The following is an 18,813-nucleotide window of genomic DNA, read 5'->3' on the forward strand; positions in this document are numbered from 1 at the left end:
AGAGATTTGAAACTGGCTCCGCCAGAACCCTTCCACATTGGTGTGAACCAAGGAATGTATCTTATTGCGTTAGTGAGCAGCTCGAGGTCGGCTTCAACAAACCCAACCGACCCCTTCAGGGATGCTTTGTAGGCTACTGCGCGGGGGTGGACTTCAGCCGCTCCACCACCCCCCGATCCTCGAGGGTACTGGTATCCCCCTTGATTTCCTCGCCCGAAGCCACTTGCCGCAGTAAGCGCCGCATAATCTTGCCTGAGCGGGTCTTGGGTAGCGCATCAGTCAGTCGAATCTCGTCGGGGCGGGCAATCGCACCAATAGCCTTGACCACGTGGGCTTTGAGCTCTTTGGCCAGTTCGGCGCTGGCGGTCTGACCGGTTTTGAGGGTCACAAAAGCCACGATTCCTTCGCCCTTGATGGGGTCGGGGCGGCCCACCACTGCGGCCTCGGCTACCGCGGGGTGCGAGACCAGGGCACTTTCAACTTCCATAGTACCTAGGCGATGGCCCGAGACGTTGAGCACATCGTCCACCCGGCCCAGAATCAGATAGTAACCATCGGCATCGCGCCGGGCCCCATCCCCGGTAAAGTAGTTGCCCGGATACTGGGCAAAATACTGCCGCTCAAAGCGGTCAGGGTCGCCCCAGACCGTGCGCAGCATGGAGGGCCAGGGTTTTTGAATAATCAGATGGCCGCCCTCATCGGGGTTGCCGACAGGCTGGCCCGAGGTATCCACGATTTCGGGCTGCACGCCAAAAAAGGGCTTCCCCGCATGCCCAGGCTTCATGTCGTGGACACCAGGCAAGGTAGTGATCATGATCCCGCCGGTCTCGGTCTGCCACCAGGTATCCACAATCGGGCAACGCTCCTTGCCAATCACTTTGTAGTACCACAGCCAGGCTTCGGGGTTGATGGGTTCGCCTACAGAACCCAACAAGCGCAGGCTCGAGAGGTTGTACTTAAGGGGCCATTGTTCACCCCACTTCATAAAAGCACGGATGGCAGTGGGCGCAGTGTAGAGAATGCTCACGCCATATTTCTCGACGATGCTCCAGATCCGGCCCTCATCGGGCGCGTTGGGTGCACCTTCGTACATCAGACTGGTAGCCCCATTTTGCAGCAAGCCATAGACCACGTAGCTGTGGCCGGTAATCCAACCCACATCGGCAGTGCAAAAATAGGTGTCCGATTCCTTCAGATCGAAAATGTACTGGGCCGTCAGATAGGTATAAACCGAGTAGCCCCCGGTGGTATGCATGACCCCTTTGGGTTTACCGGTTGAACCCGAAGTATAGAGGATAAACAGGGGGTCTTCGGCATCCATGGGCTCGGGCGGGCAGTCAGGCGAGGCGTTGATCATCAACTCGTGAAACCAGTGGTCGCGGCCCGGCTCCATGTGAACCTCGTTGCCACAGCGCTTGACCACCACCACGTTCTGGATGCTCTTAGTATCCGCAAGAGCCTCATCGCTGTTGCCTTTGAGAGGCACCACGCTGCCACGCCGCCAACCCCCATCGGCCGTCACGAGCACTTTGGCCTGGGCATCATTGATACGGTCGGCCAGCGCCGAAGCCGAGAAACCACCAAACACCACCGAATGTACCGCCCCGATGCGCGCACAGGCCAGCATAGCAATGGCTGCCTCTGCGATCATGGGCAAATAGATGGTGACACGGTCTCCCTTCTGAACCCCTAGCCCCTTGAGTACGTTGGCAAACTTACTCACCTCGCGGTGCAATTGCTGGTAGGTCAAGACGCGCGAATCCCCTGGCTCCCCTTCAACGATGAGGGCTGCTTTGTTACCCCTGGTAGCCAGGTGACGATCCAGGCAGTTGTACGAGAGGTTGGTCTGCCCCCCCACAAACCATTTGGCATTGGGGGTATTCCATTCCAAAACCTTTTCCCAGGGTTTGAACCAGTGCAGTTCGGCAGCCACACGGCTCCAGAACTGATCGGGGTTATCGAGGCTTTCGCGATAGAGGGCATCGTAGTCTTCCCATTGGCTGATCCTGGCTGACTGCTTGAACCCTTCAGATGGTTGAAACACGCGATCTTCTTTCAAGACAGCTTCGATTTTTTCCATCGCATTCCTTTCTGGTTCATGATGCCTGCTGAGAAAACCACAGCAGCAAACACTTCAGGCCCAAAGCAACCCTTTTTGAGGTGAGCATAGGCAGAATAGGCTGGACAGTCAAGAAAGAGCTAGGTTTGGCGATTGTAGGAATTTGTCAGTTACTTGACAGTCGCTTGCAGCAAAGCAATGATAACGCCAACTTGGCAAGAGCCAGAACTGGAGTAAAGCCTTGAAGGCTCCCCAATAGCGATTGCTGTAGGCTCTTAGCTCTAGAGCTTGCTCCGAAGAGCTTGCTCCAAAGCCCTCGGACTCCGACCCTGGAAACCCCCTATGGCACAAAGCCGCAAACTTACCACCGTTCAGGCCGCTTTGCGGGTCTTGGCTTACCTGGCCGAACACCCGGAAGGGGTGGAGGCAGCTCGCCTGGCGGCTTTTCTGGGTAAGAGCCTGTCTACCGCGTATGCCTTGCTGGCCAGCTTGGTCTCGGAAGGATTTGCTGAGCGTGAAGGCAGCACCTACCGCCTTTCCAAGACAGCTTTGGCTCCAGCCCCTGCCCACCTGGCCGAGCCCGAGAAACTATCCGATGCGCTGGAAGAACTTTACTTGCGTACGCGGGAGCGTACCTACCTGGCGCTGCTGAGCCGCGAAGGCAAGCTGCGCCTATCCACCCGTGGACGCCAGGGCTTGCCCAAGCTAGCGGGCTTGGAAGAGCAGATCGCCGATGGTTTCCATGCCTTGGCAATCGGCAAAGCCGTGCTGGCTTTTCTCGATGCAGAAGCACAAGCATCCCACTTCCAGAACCTGCGGGCTTTTACCCGACTCACCATCACCGACCCACTGACCCTTGAGGAAGAACTTGCCAAGGTACGCCAGATGGGCTTTGCGGTCGAAATTGAAGAACACGTCGAGGGCATCTCTGGGCTGGCTGCCCCCATTTTTGGCAAGGATGGCCAGGTCATGGGGGCTTTTGGGGTGGTGGTACCCTCGAGACGGTTTCCCTACGCTTTTACACGCCTGGCACAAGCGGTGCAAGACGTAGCCAAAGCGGCTTCCAGTCACGCACGGGTCGAGCCGACCTCCACCGACGAAACCCACACCCTGCAGGCCAGTGAACCCACCTACTTGGGGTTTTCCAGTGAAGAGCAAGCCATTTGGCCTCCTGCGCAACTCCGGGCCCATGCCAACCTGAAAGACTACTCCAGCGAGTATCGTCGAAGCCTCGAGCATCCCGAGGCTTTCTGGGCTGACTGGGCCCAGCGCTTTCACTGGTTTACTCCCTGGAAAAAGGTACGGGAACTGGAACTGCCTCATCACCGCTGGTTCTGCGAAGCCACCACCAACATCACCTACAACGCCCTGGACCGATACGCCGACAGCCCCAGACGCAACCAACTGGCCTTGATTGCGTTGGCAGGCGATGGAGCGGTGCACAAACTAACCTACCGCGAGCTACGCGATCTGACTTCGCGTTTGGCGGGGGGGTTGCTTTCGCTGGGTATTCAGCCGGGCGACCGAGTGGCGGTTTATATGCCCACTGGATTGGAGATGGCCCTGACCTTTTTGGCTTGTGCCCGAATCGGTGCAGTGCACATGGCGATTCCAGCAGGCCTGGGCAGTCGGGCCTTGCGCGAGCGCCTGGAAGATACCGGGGCTCGGTTACTGGTAGCCGCTGACCGGATGTACCAAGGTGGACGCACCATTCCCTTTACCAACCTAATCGAAGAGGCCACTCAAGGTCTGGATTTGCCGGTGCTCTGGTTTAGCCGTGGGGGTACGCCAAGGCCGCTGGAATTTTGGGATCTAATTGAGGCCCAACAACCCACCACACCGGCCCTGCCGGTTGATAGTGAGCATCCCCTTTTCATTCTTTACACCTCGGGCTCTACCGGCAAACCCAAGGGGGTTGTACACGTACACGGTGGCTATATGGTCGGCATTACCTACCATCTGTGCACCCTCTTCGACCTCAAGGATGGCGAGATTTCCTGGGCCACTGCCGACCTCTCCTGGATTGTGGGCCACAGCTACGGCCTATACGCCCCCTTACTAGAGGGCCTGACCACGGTACTACGGGCCGAACGGCTGGATTACCCCGATCCCAGTGGATTCTACGAGACGCTGGAAGAATGTGGTGTAAATGTTGTCATCATTAGCCCTACTTGGCTTCGCACCCTCCGTAAGCACGGCGATGAGTGGGCAAAAAAAGCCCATCTATCCGATTTACGCCTGGTAGCCAGTGTGGGCGAATACCTGGCTCCAGAGGTCTGGCACTGGGCCGCCGATCACCTAGCCCACGTGGTAGACAACTGGTGGCAGACCGAGACCGGCGGCCCTTGCCTCTCCACACCCGTTTGCATGCCCGCCAAACCAGGGAAAGCCGGGTTCCCCTTGCCAGGTGTTGAGATGCGGGTCGTAGACTCGTTGGGCCGAGAACTGCCTCCTGGACAGAAGGGACATCTAGTAATATGCAAGCCCTTCCCGCACTTCATGCGTACCTTTTGGAACAACGGTGATCGCTACGCAGAACAGTGGAACCGCATTCCAGGTTGCTATACCACTGGCGATATCGCGGTGCGCGACAGCGAGGGCTATATTGCCCTGTTGGGCCGCTCGGATGATGTCATCAAAGCTGGCGAATTGCGAATCGGAACTGCAGAAATTGAGGGAGCCATGCTTTCTCATCCAGCGGTCGCCGAGGCCGCTGCAGTAGGGGTTGCCAACCCTGAACTGGGCGAGATTATAAAGGTCTATGTGGTGCTCAAAACCCGCGAGACCAGTCTCGAGGTGCGTGAAATCCTGGCAGCCAAACTTGCGGCCCATCTGCGCCGCCAGTTGGGCAACGCTAGTGTGCGTACCGAAGTGGAGTTTATAGACCATCTACCCCGCACCAAGAGTGGCAAAATTATGCGCCGCCTCCTCAAGGCACAAGAACAAGGGGCCGACCCGGGTGACCTTTCGACCCTGGAACCTTGAGATTCGCGATTTGATGTTTCAATGCCCCCTGCCCAAATTGAGAATTTTCAAGTCGAGTAGGAGGTTAGAGGAATTGACCTAGGAACTGTAAAAGTCGGATGATGGCGTAAAGCCAACAACGGCATTTGTCCCGCGTCACCTCTGAAAAGATAAACCCAGTGGAGGCCCAGATGGAACTCGAGCAACTGCTAAAATCCAAGGTTAGATATCAAGCCCCCGCCACACAAAAACAAAACGCAAATATCCCTGATTTCATAGCCGAGTACACCCGTAGCCTGCAAGACCCTGAGGGGTTTTGGGGTGAACAGGCCCAGAAATTTCACTGGTTCAAGTCTTTCGATAAAGTGCTTCAGTGGAACTTTCCCGACCACCAGTGGTTCCTGGGAGGCACCACCAACATCACCTACAACGCCCTCGATCGCCATGCCAAAGGCCCCAAGCGCAACCAGGTGGCCCTGATGTTCCTAGCCGAGGACGGCAGCGAACAAAAGCTCACCTACGGCGAACTTCTGGAACGGGTGGCCCGCTTCGCTACCGGGCTCAGGAGCCTGGGGGTAGAGAAAGGGGATCGGGTCATCGTCTACATGCCCCTGACTTTGGAAGGGGTGATTGCTATGCTGGCCTGTGCCCGCATTGGCGCCATACACTCGGTGGTGTACGCCGGGCTGGGGGTTCCGGCGCTGCGGGAGCGCATCGTGGACGCCGGGGCCAGGCTGGTGATTGCGGGGGACGTGAGTTATCGCCGGGGCAAACCGGTAGACCTCGAGTCCATCGTGCTCCAGGCCATCGAAGACCTGGATGTGCGCACAATCTGGTTCTGCCGCAGCAAAGCCGTTCCGGAAGGACCCCACTTCCACGATTTCAACCAGTTGGTTTGGTCGCACCCACCCCAAGCCGAGGCCGTCCCACTCGAGAGCGAGCACCCGCTGTTCATCCTCTACACCTCCGGCTCTACCGGCAAACCCAAGGGCGTGGTACACGTGCACGGGGGCTACATGGTGGGCACGGCCTACCATCTGCGGGCGTTTTTCGATGTGAAGGATACCGATATCTTCTGGGCCACCTCGGACATCGGTTGGATTGTGGGACACAGCTACATCGTGTATGCCCCTTTGCTCGAGGGCCTCACCAGCGTACTGCGGGAGGGTGCACCCGATTTTCCCAACCCAGCGGCCATCTGGCAGGCAGTCGAGCGTTACCGGGTCAACGTGATGTTCACCGCCCCTACCGCCGTCCGCATGTTCATGAAGTTTGGGCCTGAGTGGTCCAACCGGCACGACCTCTCCTCGCTTCGGTTTATCGGTGTGGCAGGAGAACCCCTTAACCCCGAGGCCTGGCAGTGGGCAGTCGAGCACTTGATGGACGGGGGACGGCGTGGCTTTGTAGCCGACAACTGGTGGCAGACCGAGCTGGCTGGCCCAACCCTTGGCACGCCCTTGGCACTAGAAGGCAAACCCGGTTTTGTAGGGGTTCCCCTCCCGGGCGTAGAAGCAGCCGTAGTGGATGCCGATGGCAATGAGGTTTTGCCCGGAATGGGTGGCTTGTTAGCCCTCAAGCGTCCTTTTCCACATATGATGCGCACGGTCTGGGGCAACCATGCCCGCTATACCCAATACTGGACAGAAATCCCCGGCAACCTATACGCTGCCGGAGATGTTGCCAGCAAAACTGCCGAGGGTTACTACACGGTGCTGGGCCGGGCCGATGATGTGCTGAATGTGGCCGGCCACCGCATTGGAACTGCTGATGTAGAGAGTGCCCTGGTGTCGCATCCTGCGGTTGCAGAAGCTGCAGTAATTGGTGTACCCGACCCCATCAAAGGCGAAAATATCAAAGCTTTTGTGGTTCTGCGTATTGGGCGCGAAAAGACCGAAGCCCTCAAAACCGAGATCATTCAGCACGTGCGCCTCGAGCTGGGCCCCATCGCCACCCCCGGCGAGTTGGTCTATCTCGACAAACTCCCTAAAACCCGCAGCGGGAAAATTCTGCGCCGCCTGCTCAAGGCCCAGGAGATGGGGCGCGACCCTGGCGATTTGAGTACGCTAGAGGAATAATTTGTACCAGTATATCCTCGAGGAGAAGGACCTGTCATTTTCAGGTTTTTTGCATTAGCAAGACTTTACGGCAGAATTGTTTGACCTGCCCAGAACAGTATTCTCGGGATCAAACATGACCGCTTGTTCATGGCTGCCGTTCTAGTGCTCCGGTAACTTAATACCTGCGATGGGTTTGGCTCCCTTAATATCTGGGAGTTGCTATGAGCGCTTCATTTTGGGAACTTCACTGTATATCAATCCCTAACTTACCAAACCACTAGAATCCCTCGTTCTCATAATACAAATAAATGCGCTGATTTTCGCAGATATACAAAAACTGCAAATAACTTGCCAGGACACAATCTCGATGTTAGATTCATGGCGCAAGTCTGAAACGCACGATAATGACCACCCCAAACTACGATGGTGGCACGACTTGTGTTATAGGGAGGTTAGGCATGGACAAAGCGAAGGCCGAGGCGTACTGGAAGGCCAACATCAGCCTGATCCGTAACCTGCTCATCGTCTGGGCAGTGGTTTCATACGGCTTTGGCATTTTGTTGGTTCAGCCGCTGAACAACATAAAGCTCGGAGCGGTTCCACTGGGCTTCTGGTTTGCTCAGCAAGGCTCCATCATCATCTTCGTCATCTTGATCTTCATCTATGTTTCCCAGATGAACAAGATTGACCAGCAGTTCGACGTACACGAATAAGGGGGTTATCAGTGAGTGTAGAACTTTGGACCTGGATTGTTGTGCTCCTGACCTTCGGCTTGTACGTGGGTATCGGCATCTGGGCCCGTGTGCGTGAAACCGAGGGCTTTTATGTGGCCGGACGTGGGGTTCCCCCCATTGCCAACGGTATGGCCACTGCTGCCGACTGGATGAGCGCGGCCAGCTTTATCTCGATGGCGGGCCTGATCTCTACCCTGGGCTACGACGGCACCATCTACCTGATGGGCTGGACCGGCGGTTATGTCTTGCTGGCGCTACTGTTGGCCCCCTATTTGCGTAAGTTTGGCAAGTTTACGGTGCCGGATTTCGTAGGTGACCGCTACTACTCACAAACCGCACGCGTTGTGGCGGTGGTGGCTGCGGTGTTTGTCTCGTTCACCTACGTGATCCCGCAACTCGTGGGGGTAGGCACGGTTTTCGCTCGCTATCTGGGAGTGCCGAGCACCACCGGATTGTGGATTGGGGTGGTCGTTACCGCACTGTTTGCCGTGCTGGGCGGTATGAAAGGCATCACCTGGACACAGGTGGCCCAGTACACGGTGCTGATTATCGCCTACCTGATTCCCGGCGTGGCCATCGCTAGCATCCTCACCGGCAATCCCATCCCGCAACTGGCCCTGACCTTTAGCGACATCACCACCCGGCTCAACCAGCTACAGGTAGATCTGGGCTTTACCCAGTACACCCAACCGTTCCAGCGCTTCGACATGCTGAACATTTTGCTGATCACCGCATGTTTGATGTTTGGTACGGCTGGGTTGCCCCACGTCATCATTCGCTTCTACACCGTACCCACGGTCAAGGACGCACGTGCCTCCGCCGGCTGGGCCCTGCTCTTCATCGCCCTGCTCTACACCACCGCTCCGGCCATCTCGGTGTTTGCCCGTTACAACTTGATTAACACCTTGAACGGTAAAAGCTTCGAGGAAGTGCGGCAAATTGACTGGGTAGCCAAGTGGGAAAAAACCGGGTTGTTGCGCTTTGTCGACAAGGATAACAACGGCACCATTACCATCGCCAAGGGCAATGCCTTCAAGTTTGTACCCGGTACCACCCGTCCCGACGTAAACAACCCCGACACCACCAGCGCCAATGAGGTGTTCATCAACAACGACATCATCGTGCTCTCCACGCCCGAGGTGGCCAAGCTGGCCCCGCTGATCATCGCCCTGGTGGCAGCAGGTGGTCTGGCCGCGGCGCTTTCCACGGCATCGGGACTGCTGATTGTGATCTCCTCGGCGCTCTCACACGACCTGTACTACCGCATCATCAACCCAAGGGCCTCCGAGGGGCAGCGTCTGCTGGTGGCCCGTGTAGGTATCTTGCTGGCCGTGCTGATTGCCGGGTATTTCGGGCAAAACCCACCGGGCTTTATCGCGCAGTTGGTGGCGTTTGCCTTCGGGCTGGCGGCCAGCAGCTTCTTTCCGGCCATCCTGCTGGGCATCTTCGATAAGCGCACCACCCGCGAGGGGGCCATCGCCGGGATGGTTGTGGGGCTGGTTTTTACAGCATCCTACATCATCGGCACCAGTTACTTTGGTATGCCCCGCTGGTTCCTAGGCGTGAGCCCCGAAGGTATCGGCACAATAGGTATGCTGCTCAACTTTGTAATCACCTACTTTGTCTCGCGCATGACCCCCGAGCCTCCCAAAGAGGTACAGGATCTGGTGGAATCGGTGCGGATTCCGCGCGGTGCCAAAGAGGCCCATTATCACTAAAGCCAGTTGGGGGTGGGAATGCCCCACCCCCGTTCTTTTTTGTTGTGATAAGCTCAGCTTGCGGTCATGAGCAAAAACAAAAAGCTTGAACCCAGAAAGGGCAACGTCTATATACCCGCCGATTTAACGCTGCGTTTACTGCGGTTGCTGGTCGGAATATCGGCCTTTTTATTTTTGTTTTATGTGGTCGGGCACTACCTGACCGGCTGGCCCTTCCCAACCCCGCTCGACCTTTTACGAATTGCCACAGCGGTAATGCTTGGGGGGTTGCTGGGGTTGGTGTTTTCGCGCTTCTGGCCCCTACCGCCCAAACCTGGCCTCGAGCGCATTTTCCGCATCTTTTTCATGTTGCTCCCCGCCCTGCTGTTTGGTTACGCCTTACAGGTTTTTTCCGGGGCCAACCAGGCCTTGAGCATCATCCTGCCGTTATCGGCATGGCTCAGTTCGGGCCTGATTGTCCGGCTACCGGAAGAGGGGCAAAACTCCCTGGCAAAGTCAGCAAAATAGAACCGTGAACCCGCTCGAGTTCATTTGCGCGCACGCCCCGTTTAACCTGCTACCCAGCGAGACCCTAGGCCAGGTAGAGCGGGGTTTGGAAATTACATTTTTCCCAAAGGACAGCAAGGTTCTGGAGCGCAACGGCCCCAAAAGCCAGCACCTCTACATGATTCGCAAAGGCACGGCCCGCCTCGAGCGCGACGGTCAGGTGGTAATCCACCTGGAAGAGGGGGATATCTTCGGTTATCCCTCCCTTATCTCGCAGGATGCGCCCGCCTTCGACGTCGTGGCCGAGGACGACCTGCTGGTTTATCGCTGGCCTGAAACGGTTTTTCGTAGGCTTTTGGAACATCCGCCGTTCGCCGTGTTTTTTACCAAAGGCTTGGCCGAGCGCCTGCGTCTGGTAGCGCCAAGCCAGGAGCCCAGAATTGTCAACATTGACCTGAGCCTGGCGGTAGGTGAGCTGGTGACGCGGCCCCCGGTCTTTGTGGCCCGCGACGCCACGGTGCAGGAAGCGGCGCAGGTCATGCGAAAGTACCAGATCAGTTCGGTATTGGTCGAAGGCAGCCCGCTGGGCATCCTGACCGACCGCGACCTGCGCAACCGGGTGCTGACCGAGGGGAAAGGCCCCGAAACCCCTTTGGTGGAAGTGATGAGCGCCCCGGCCAAAACCCTGCCCGCCAGTACACCCCTGTTCGAGGCCCTGGCCTTTATGGTGGAACAGGGCATTCACCACCTGCCTCTGGAGCAAGACGGCCAGATTGTGGGGGTGGTAACCGACACGGTCTTCATGCGCCAGCAGACCCGCAGCCCCCTGCACCTGTTGCGGCGGCTCGAGCGCACCCGCAGCCTGGATGACCTGAAAGGCTATGCCAAAGAGCTGAGCGGCATCGCCGAGTCCCTACTGGCGGGGGGCCTGGGGGCCAGCGAGATTGGCCGCAGCGTCAGCTCCCTCAACGACCAGCTCATTCGCATTCTGCTGCGCCAGGCCGAAGAGCGCCTGGGCCCAGCCCCCACACCCTATGCCTGGATGGTCTTTGGCTCCGAAGGGCGCATGGAGCAGGCCTTGCTCACCGACCAGGACAACGCCCTGGTCTACTCCGAAGCCTCCCCCGATGCCCAGCGGTATTTCGCCGAACTGGCAGAGTATGTGGTAGGGGGCCTTATTGAGGCAGGCTTCCCACCCTGTCCCGGCGGCTACATGGCCACCCATTGGCACAAACCCCTTGCAGAGTGGCAAAAGCTCTTCCAGCACTGGATCGAGACCCCCACCCCCCAGGAGCTGCTCGAGGCCCAGATTTTCTTCGATTTTCGCAAGGTCTATGGTGCGCTTTCACTGGAACCGCTGGAAAAAATTGTGGCTTCCAGTGGCGAGCACGCCATCTTTCTGGCGCACCTGGCCAAGGCTTCGGTGCAGTTTCGGCCTCCCATCGGGTTTTTCCGGAAAATTCGGGAGGAAGACGGCGGGGTGGATATCAAAAAGGGGGGCATTGCCCCCATCGTAAGCCTGGCCCGCGTGCATGCCCTGGAAGCCGGCAGCCTGACCAAGGGCACGGTCGAGCGCTTGCGGGCTGCTGCCCGCGAGAACAAGCTAAGCCAGGAGGGGGCCGAGACCCTGATCGAAGCCTTCGGTTTTCTGATGCGCCTCCGGCTACGTCAGCAACTCGCCAGCATGCGGCAGGGACTTCCCCCTAGCAACAAGATTCAACTGGATTATCTGTCTTCGCTCGAGCGCCGCCATCTCAAGGAGGCCTTCCTGCAAATCCGCGAAATGCAGGAAGCCATGAGCCAGCGCTTCCACACCGACCGCTTGGGTTAGCATACCGCTCATGCTGTGGCCTTTTCGCAAAAGCCCTGCCTGGAACGAGGTCAACTACTGGGCTTTGGATCTGGAAACCAGCGGCCTGGAGCCATCCGATCAGATTCTGTCGGTGGGGATGGTGCCCATCCGCAGCGGGGTGATCGAGTTTGGCGCGCACTACTACAGCCTGGTGCGCCCGGCCCGGCCCGAGACCCTCTCGGTCGAGGGCATCAAGGCTCACCATATCCTGCCCGGCGAACTAGAGACGGCGCCACCCCTGGCACAGGTGCTCGACGAAGTGCAGCAGCGAATAGGCCGGGATGTGCTGGTGTTGCACTTTAGTTCGATTGATTTGGGGTTTCTTGGGCAAAGCTGCAAGGCCCTGGGCCGGCCCTGGACAAAGCCCCTGGTCGCAGACACGGCGGTGCTGCTGGCCCGGCTGAACGAGCGAAGAAGGCGGCTCGAGCCCTACAGCCAACCCTACCCCGGCGCACTGGGAGCCGCCAGGGCTATTTTTGGGCTGCCCGGCCACCTCGAGCACCACGCCCTTTGGGACGCGCTGGCGACAGCCGAACTCTTTCTGGTTCTTCGCAACAAACTTAGTGCACGCACCCTTCGGCAACTTGTCTGAAAACTGGAAGAACCGCCTCGGCAGGACACCTGTACCACTTGAATACCAAAGTCTTGCCGCATAGAATACTTTCGAGCAGTCGAAAGCTCATAAGGAGGCGCTATGACAGGTCGCTTGGTTGTTTTACTGACCGCATTGCTATTGGCAATGGGATGGTCTTTTGCCCAAACCCCGGTACGAGGAGGCACGCTACAAATAGGCGCGGACGCCTCGCCCTCGGGGCTCGATCCCCATGTGGCAACCGCCTTTGCTTCGTTTATCGTTACGGGTCAAATCTATGAGGGGCTCACCGAGATTGACGAACGCTTGCGCCCACGTCCAGCCTTAGCCGAGTCTTGGACAGTAAGCCAGGATGGTCTTACCTACACCTTCAAGATTCGCTCGGGGGTCACCTTCCACGATGGTAAGCCACTGACAGCGGCGGATATCGCTTTCTCCATCAACCGCGTTCGCGACCCAAAAACCGGCTCACCCATCGCCAGCCGCATCAACCTGATCAAGGATGTGCGGGCCACCTCCCCCACCCAACTCGTCGTGGAGCTTTCCCAACCGTTTGCTCCCATGCTCATCGAGCTGGCGAACATTGCGGTGATGTCGGAGGATTATGTAAAAGCCGGCAACGACATGCAGCGTAAGCCGATGGGCACGGGGCCTTTTGCCTTCAAGGAATGGGTGCCCGATACTTACATTTTGCTCGAGCGTCATCCCCGCTACTGGCGGCAAGGGCGGCCCTACCTGGATGCACTGCGCTATAACATCGTCCCCGACGCCGCCACCCGTCAGGTTGGTCTGGCCAGCGGTACCTACCAGTTTCTACCCAACATTGATCCCTCATTGGCCGTCACGCTACGCACCACCCCCAATGTAAAACTCATCACCACTCAAGACCTGGCCTACAGCCTGATTGGCATGAATGCTTCACGCAAACCTTTCGACAACCCCAAGGTGCGCGAGGCCCTCAACTATGCCATCAACCGCCAGCAGATCGTCCAGGCGGTCTATTTTGGCAATGGGGTTCCCGCCGGGCCACTGGGACTGCGCTCTTGGGCCTCGCCGCAAAGCGCCTTCCCTTGCTACAACACCAACCCCAGCCGGGCCAAAGAACTGCTGGCCCAAGCAGGCTATCCCAACGGTGTGGAATTCAGCATGATTGTCATCGGCTCCAACAAAACTGTGGTAGATGCCGCCCAGGTAGTGCAGCAACAACTTGCCCAGGCCGGCTTCCGCGCCAAAGTGGAGGTGCTCGAGCAGGGCAAGTTTATTCAGGAATGGCGCAACTCCAACTTCGATACCTTTGCTTCCATCAACGGGGGCAACGCCGACCCCGACGGCTACCTGTTCCGTACCTTCTCCACCGGCGGTTCGACCAACGTCTTCAAGTATTCCAACGCCACCGTAGACCGCCTGCTCAACCAGGGCCGCACGACTGTAAGTGAAGAAGCCCGCCGCCCCATCTATGCCCGTTTGCAGGTCGAGCTGGCCTGCCAAGGCCCCATTGCCCACCTGGTATACGGCACCCTGTTCTCGGCAGCCCGCGAAAATGTGCAGGGATTCAAGCCCATTCCCACCCGTTCCCTCATCTACCTGCGGGACACCTGGCTGGCCCGGTGAGGGTTACTCAGAGCTTGCACCTCAGAAGCCCATGCGTGAACCTTTGGACTCCAATCACTTGATGCCTGTCGTTCAGACCAAGGAGGTATCTCATACTGCACGGGCACAGGCGATGGTCCTGACCGCATCCCATACACCTCGGAATGACAAGTGCTCTTTGCACGAAGTTCCATCTCGCACACGGTTTTGAATAACCGCAGGTTCTACGGTTACCAAAGGTTAGACCAGGCTTTCGGGCCAGATTATCTGGAAAGCCCCGGGCAGATAAAAAGGGTAATCTGGATTCAAATTTCAACCCATGATGCTTTCCTTCCTTGCTAAACGCTCCCTAGACCTCCTGTTTGTGTTGTTTGGGGTCTCGGTGGTGGTATTCCTGATGATCCGGCTCATCCCCGGCGATGCGGTTCAGATCATGCTGGGGGCCAACACCGAGATCACCCCCGAAGGGCTTGCAGCCCTGCGGGAAAAACTGGGATTGAACAAGCCCATCGTCGTACAGTACTGGGACTGGCTGAGTGCAGCTTTGCGCGGGGATCTGGGGCAAAGCATCTGGACGGGTAAACCTACCAGCGAAGAGATCTTACAGCGTCTGCCCATCACCCTCGAGTTGACCATTCTCTCGCTCATCATCGCCATTGGATTGGCCATTCCCGTAGGGGTTTTGACGGCCTACTGGCGGAACTCGAGCGCGGAATACATCATCCGATTCTTCTCGATTACGGGGGTCACGTTACCCTCGTTCTGGCTCGGCACTTTGCTGATCTTTCTGGTGTTCAAGCTGGCCCCAGGCTGGCAAAGCCTGGGCTACGTGCCTTTCAACCAGGACCCCTGGGGCCATCTCTCGAGGCTCATCCTGCCCGTCGTCACGCTTTCCCTGCCCATGCTGGCAGGGCTGAGCCGGGTACTGCGCTCCTCGCTGCTGGACGTGCTAAACCAGGATTACATCCGCACCGCCCGTTCCAAAGGCCTCTCAGAGCGGGTGGTGCTCTACAAACATGCCCTTCGCAATGCCATGATTCCCCTAGTTACCGTTATTGGCATCCAGGTGGGCTACTTGTTCGGTGGGGCTATTGTGGTCGAGCAGGTATTTGCCATCCCAGGGATGGGTCGTCTGATTCTGGGTGCCATCAACGAGCGCAATTACCCCCTAATCCAAGGAGCCATCCTGCTCGTCACCATGGCTTTCGTGCTAATCAACCTGCTGGTAGACCTGATCTACGCCAAACTCGACCCGAGGGTGGAATACGCATGACCCTTGCCTGGCAAAGAACCCTCTGGCCTCTTTTACGCAATCCACTGGGCTTGTTGGGACTGCTACTGACCTTGTTGGTTTTGCTGAGTGCCTTGCTGGCCCCGCTCCTGGCTCCTTACAGCCCGGTCGAGCAAAATATCCTGGCCCGACTCTCCGGGCCTACCAGCACCCACTGGCTAGGCACCGACCAGTTCGGGCGCGACCTCCTGTCTCGCATCCTGTTCGGTTTTCGCAACTCCCTCATGGTAGCCTTCAGCTCGGTATTCATCGCGGTGTTTCTGGGCACCCTTTTTGGTGTTTCGGCGGCGTATGTGGGTGGTTGGTATGACCGGGTGGTCATGCGCTTGATGGATGTGTTGCTGGCTTTCCCCATCATCCTGCTGGCCATCGGCATCATCGCCATGCTGGGGCCGAGCCAGTGGAATGCCGCCCTGGCCATTGGTATCGTCTACATCCCCACCTTTGCCCGCCTGACCCGTGGCCCTGCGCTGGTGGTTCGCAACACCGACTACGTGCAGGCCGCTGTTGCGATTGGCGCTGGCAACCGGCGCATCATCTGGCGCCACATTCTGCCCAACCTGGCCTCGGTAATCCTGGTGCAAACCACCCTGGCACTCTCCACAGCCATTTTGGTGGAGTCTTCGTTGGCTTTTCTGGGGCTGGGAACCCAACCCCCCAATCCCTCGCTGGGTCAGATGCTTTCCGAAGGCAGGGCCTATCTGACGATTTCGCCCTGGACGTCGGTGTTTTCGGGCCTGGCTATTCTGGTGGCATCGCTCGGATTCAACCTGCTCGGCGATACACTGCGCGACACGTTAGACCCTCGGCTGCGTGGCCATTGATGGTATCCATCACTGTTACTTGCTACGCAACTCCGCTACAAAATCGTAGCGGTCACCGCGGTAGTGGCTGCGGGTGAACTCCAGTACGCTGCCGTCGGCCAGGAAGCTCAGGCGTTCGATGTAGAGCACGGGCGCATCGGTACGGATGCCCAGGAGTTCTGCTTCTTGGCGGCTGGCAGCCACCGAACGCAAGCGCTGAAGGGCTCTGACGGGCCGCAGACCTTTATTTTCTAGGTAGGTGTAAAGTGACTCCTTGACTTCTTCCGGATTGGGCAGCAGGTGCGCAGGCAAAGCGGCCCGTTCCACGGCCATGGGTTCGCCCTGGGCGCTTCGAACGCGCTCGAGCCGGGCCACTTTCTCCCCGGGCGAAAGCGATAAAGCCAGCACCTCTTCGGGGGAGGCCACAAACAATCCCCGTTTGAGCCAGCGGGCCGTGGGCTCGAGGCCGCGGGCCCGCATATCCTCGCTAAAACCCGTGAGGGTCGAGAGGGGCTGCTCGAGGCGGGGGGCCACATAGGTGCCCGACCCCTGGCGGCGCTGCACCAGGCCCTGGGCTTCGAGGCGCTCGAGGGCCTTGCGGAGCGTGAGCCTCGAGACCCCAAACTGCTCTGCCAGTGCACGTTCTGGGGGCAGGGCCTCACCGGCCCTCCAGGTATCGGACGCCAGCGCCTCACGCAAAACAGCCTCGAGCTGAAGGTACAGGGGGGTGGCGGAATGGGTATTAAGTTTGGCTTGCATAGCTTACTGAGATTATACCACTTGAATACCAATCCTGCTTGCCGTATACTTCCGCAGAACCTCGAGAACTTAGGTTCAGGGAAAGTAACGGAGGAGTTCATGAAAAGGCACTTGTGGCTCTTAGCCGCCGGTCTATTGACGGCAGGCATCGCTTTGGCACAACCCAAAACCATGCCGGCCTACGCCAACCTGGGTGTTACAACGGGCAAAGCTGGGGGTAGCCTGACCCTGTCGCTGGCCAGCGCCCCGCAGACCTTTTTCTACTACGGCGCCATTGATTCCGCCATCCAGAACCTGGCCAACCAGATGTTCGACGGCCTGATCGAGTACAACCTGGCCAACTATCAGATCGAACCGGCCCTGGCCACGCGCTGGACGATCACCGATAGCCGGGTCTACACTTTCGACCTGCGCCGGGATGTGCGCTGGCACGATGGCCGCCCCTTCACCGCCGACGATGTGGTTTTTACCTACACCCAGATTGTGGCCAACCCCGAGGCCCGCGGCGGCGACGCGGCCAACTTTGAGGGCGTGAAAATTGAAAAGCTGGGTGATTTCCGGGTGCGCTTTACCCTGCCCAAACCGGCACCTGCTTTTATTCACTACATGCGTCTGCCCATCATGCCCAAGCACAAACTGCTGCCCTTTAGCCAGGAAGGGGGCAAGCCCCGCGCCGAAATCAACACGGCCTGGCCCACCAACGTCAACCCCGAGGAAGTGGTGGGCACCGGCCCCTTCCGCCTGCGCAGCTACACCGCCGGGCAGCAGATTACCCTGGTCAAGAACCCCAACTACTGGAAGCGCGATGCCGCTGGCAACCCCCTGCCTTACCTCGAGCAGTTGCAATACCTGATCATCACCGACTCCCAGGCCCGGGTGGCCCAGTTTTTAGCAGGTAACATTGGTCAGCTCAACATTACCGGGGCCGAGTTCCCCGACCTTAAGCGCCGCGAAACCCAGGGGGCCCCGTTCCGGGTGGTGCAGTTCCGCGCGCTGTTCGGCTCGCCGCCGCACATCGGCTTCAACTACAACGCCAAGAACGCCGAGCTGGCGAACCTTTTCAAAAACAGCGACTTCCGCCGTGCGCTACAGTTCGCTGTTAACCGCGAGCGCATCATCGAGGACGTATACAACGGTCTGGCCGAACGGGCCAGCTACGGGGTGGCGCCGCTCTCGGAATGGTACTACCCGGAGGTGGCCCGCCTACAAGGGCGCTTTGACCTGGCTGCGGCCAACGCCGCTTTGGATCGACTGGGGCTACGACGGGGCCCAGACGGTATCCGGCGCTTGCCCAGTGGAAGGCCGCTCGAGTTCACCCTCACCTATGGCTCCAACTCCGCGGTCTTTACCGCCATCGCCACCATTCTGCAAAGCGACTTCCAGCGGGTAGGGGTCAAGGTCAACCTGCAAGGCATCCTGGCCGCCAACCTGCTGGGTACAGGCCGGGGCGCCGATTGGGAGGCCATCCTGCTGGCGCTGGGCGACCAGCCCGACCCCGAGCTGCGCACCCCCATCTGGAAGCCGGGCGGAGCCCTGTACTACTGGCACCAGGCCACCCAGCCCACCACCCCCACCGGCCAGCCCCAGTTCAACAATTTCCTGCCCTGGGAGCGTGAGATTTACGACCTGTGGGAGCGGGCGGCCAGCACCACCAACTTCACCCAGCGCAAAGCCCTCTACGACCGCTGGCAGGCCATCGCTGCCCGTGAAGCCCAGGTCATCATGATTGCCAAAGAGTATGCGGTCGGCGCGGTTTCCAACCGCTACGGCAACTACATTTACAGCCTGGGCGTGATCCCCGGCTTCAACCCCATGCCGCTGATGTTCCAGCGGTAAGGGTCAGCAGCTTCCCCTGGGGGTGGCCATAACCGGAAACCGGCAGGGAGTTCCACACGTTGCTTGGAGGAA

General features: G+C 58.6%; 13 protein-coding genes. 11 read left to right on the forward strand and 2 right to left on the reverse strand.

The annotated features are described in order from the left end of the window. Window positions 1–133: 133 nt before the first annotated feature. Window positions 134–2,080 (reverse strand): acetate--CoA ligase, encoded by a 1,947-nt coding sequence (gene acs, locus WKI89_RS05705; RefSeq protein ID WP_337868210.1) that lies wholly within the window; start codon window positions 2,078–2,080, stop codon window positions 134–136. 321 nt (window positions 2,081–2,401) lie between these two features. On the opposite strand from acs, the gene WKI89_RS05710 reads away from it, so the two are divergent. The 10 genes from WKI89_RS05710 (at window position 2,402) to WKI89_RS05755 (ending at window position 16,167) form a co-directional block, all read left to right on the forward strand. Then, window positions 2,402–5,044 (forward strand): AMP-binding protein, encoded by a 2,643-nt coding sequence (locus WKI89_RS05710; RefSeq protein WP_337868211.1) that lies wholly within the window; start codon window positions 2,402–2,404, stop codon window positions 5,042–5,044. A 170-nt stretch (window positions 5,045–5,214) separates the two neighbouring features. After that, a complete protein-coding gene (locus tag WKI89_RS05715) occupies window positions 5,215–7,098 on the forward strand; it encodes an acetate--CoA ligase (RefSeq protein WP_337868212.1) in 1,884 nt (627 codons plus the stop codon). Window positions 7,099–7,538: 440 nt separating this feature from the next. Then, the gene (locus WKI89_RS05720) at window positions 7,539–7,793 is read left to right on the forward strand and encodes a DUF4212 domain-containing protein (protein WP_337868213.1); all 255 of its coding nucleotides are present in this window, start codon (window positions 7,539–7,541) and stop codon (window positions 7,791–7,793) included. 11 nt (window positions 7,794–7,804) lie between these two features. Beyond that, entirely contained in the window at window positions 7,805–9,532 is a 1,728-nt protein-coding gene (locus WKI89_RS05725) for a sodium:solute symporter family protein (protein ID WP_337868214.1), read from the forward strand. A gap of 66 nt (window positions 9,533–9,598) precedes the next feature. Beyond that, the gene (locus WKI89_RS05730; RefSeq protein ID WP_337868215.1) at window positions 9,599–10,039 is read left to right on the forward strand and encodes a hypothetical protein; all 441 of its coding nucleotides are present in this window, start codon (window positions 9,599–9,601) and stop codon (window positions 10,037–10,039) included. A gap of 4 nt (window positions 10,040–10,043) precedes the next feature. Next, a complete protein-coding gene (locus WKI89_RS05735; protein WP_337868216.1) occupies window positions 10,044–11,849 on the forward strand; it encodes a putative nucleotidyltransferase substrate binding domain-containing protein in 1,806 nt (601 codons plus the stop codon). Between the two features lie 10 nt (window positions 11,850–11,859). Beyond that, window positions 11,860–12,462 (forward strand): 3'-5' exonuclease, encoded by a 603-nt coding sequence (locus tag WKI89_RS05740; RefSeq protein ID WP_337868217.1) that lies wholly within the window; start codon window positions 11,860–11,862, stop codon window positions 12,460–12,462. A 102-nt stretch (window positions 12,463–12,564) separates the two neighbouring features. Further along, window positions 12,565–14,073 carry an ABC transporter substrate-binding protein gene (locus tag WKI89_RS05745; RefSeq protein WP_337868218.1) on the forward strand — a complete coding sequence of 503 codons (1,509 nt, stop codon included), beginning with the start codon at window positions 12,565–12,567 and terminating at the stop codon, window positions 14,071–14,073. 298 nt (window positions 14,074–14,371) lie between these two features. Further along, window positions 14,372–15,325, forward strand: a complete 954-nt coding sequence (locus WKI89_RS05750; protein WP_337868219.1) for an ABC transporter permease — start codon at window positions 14,372–14,374, stop codon at window positions 15,323–15,325. Then, complete coding sequence (locus WKI89_RS05755) at window positions 15,322–16,167, forward strand: ABC transporter permease (protein ID WP_337868220.1); 846 nt, start codon at window positions 15,322–15,324, stop codon at window positions 16,165–16,167. Before WKI89_RS05750 ends, WKI89_RS05755 begins: the two co-directional genes overlap by 4 nt. Before the next feature lie 15 nt (window positions 16,168–16,182). Here the strand turns inward: WKI89_RS05755 and WKI89_RS05760 are convergent, their stop codons facing one another. Then, entirely contained in the window at window positions 16,183–16,905 is a 723-nt protein-coding gene (locus WKI89_RS05760; RefSeq protein ID WP_337868221.1) for a GntR family transcriptional regulator, read from the reverse strand. 99 nt (window positions 16,906–17,004) lie between these two features. On the opposite strand from WKI89_RS05760, the gene WKI89_RS05765 reads away from it, so the two are divergent. Continuing rightward, a complete protein-coding gene (locus WKI89_RS05765; protein ID WP_337868222.1) occupies window positions 17,005–18,741 on the forward strand; it encodes an ABC transporter substrate-binding protein in 1,737 nt (578 codons plus the stop codon). Window positions 18,742–18,813: the final 72 nt, after the last annotated feature.

This window comes from Meiothermus sp., assembly GCF_037443965.1.
Lineage (GTDB): Bacteria > Deinococcota > Deinococci > Deinococcales > Thermaceae > Meiothermus.

Coding starts and splice junctions, on each gene's coding strand:
- acs (WP_337868210.1), bottom strand. CDS start 2,080: ATGGAAAAAATCGAAGCTGTCTTGAAAGAAGATCGCGTGTTTCAACCA.
- WKI89_RS05710 (WP_337868211.1), top strand. CDS start 2,402: ATGGCACAAAGCCGCAAACTTACCACCGTTCAGGCCGCTTTGCGGGTC.
- WKI89_RS05715 (WP_337868212.1), top strand. CDS start 5,215: ATGGAACTCGAGCAACTGCTAAAATCCAAGGTTAGATATCAAGCCCCC.
- WKI89_RS05720 (WP_337868213.1), top strand. CDS start 7,539: ATGGACAAAGCGAAGGCCGAGGCGTACTGGAAGGCCAACATCAGCCTG.
- WKI89_RS05730 (WP_337868215.1), top strand. CDS start 9,599: ATGAGCAAAAACAAAAAGCTTGAACCCAGAAAGGGCAACGTCTATATA.
- WKI89_RS05740 (WP_337868217.1), top strand. CDS start 11,860: ATGCTGTGGCCTTTTCGCAAAAGCCCTGCCTGGAACGAGGTCAACTAC.
- WKI89_RS05745 (WP_337868218.1), top strand. CDS start 12,565: ATGACAGGTCGCTTGGTTGTTTTACTGACCGCATTGCTATTGGCAATG.
- WKI89_RS05750 (WP_337868219.1), top strand. CDS start 14,372: ATGATGCTTTCCTTCCTTGCTAAACGCTCCCTAGACCTCCTGTTTGTG.
- WKI89_RS05755 (WP_337868220.1), top strand. CDS start 15,322: ATGACCCTTGCCTGGCAAAGAACCCTCTGGCCTCTTTTACGCAATCCA.
- WKI89_RS05760 (WP_337868221.1), bottom strand. CDS start 16,905: ATGCAAGCCAAACTTAATACCCATTCCGCCACCCCCCTGTACCTTCAG.
- WKI89_RS05765 (WP_337868222.1), top strand. CDS start 17,005: ATGAAAAGGCACTTGTGGCTCTTAGCCGCCGGTCTATTGACGGCAGGC.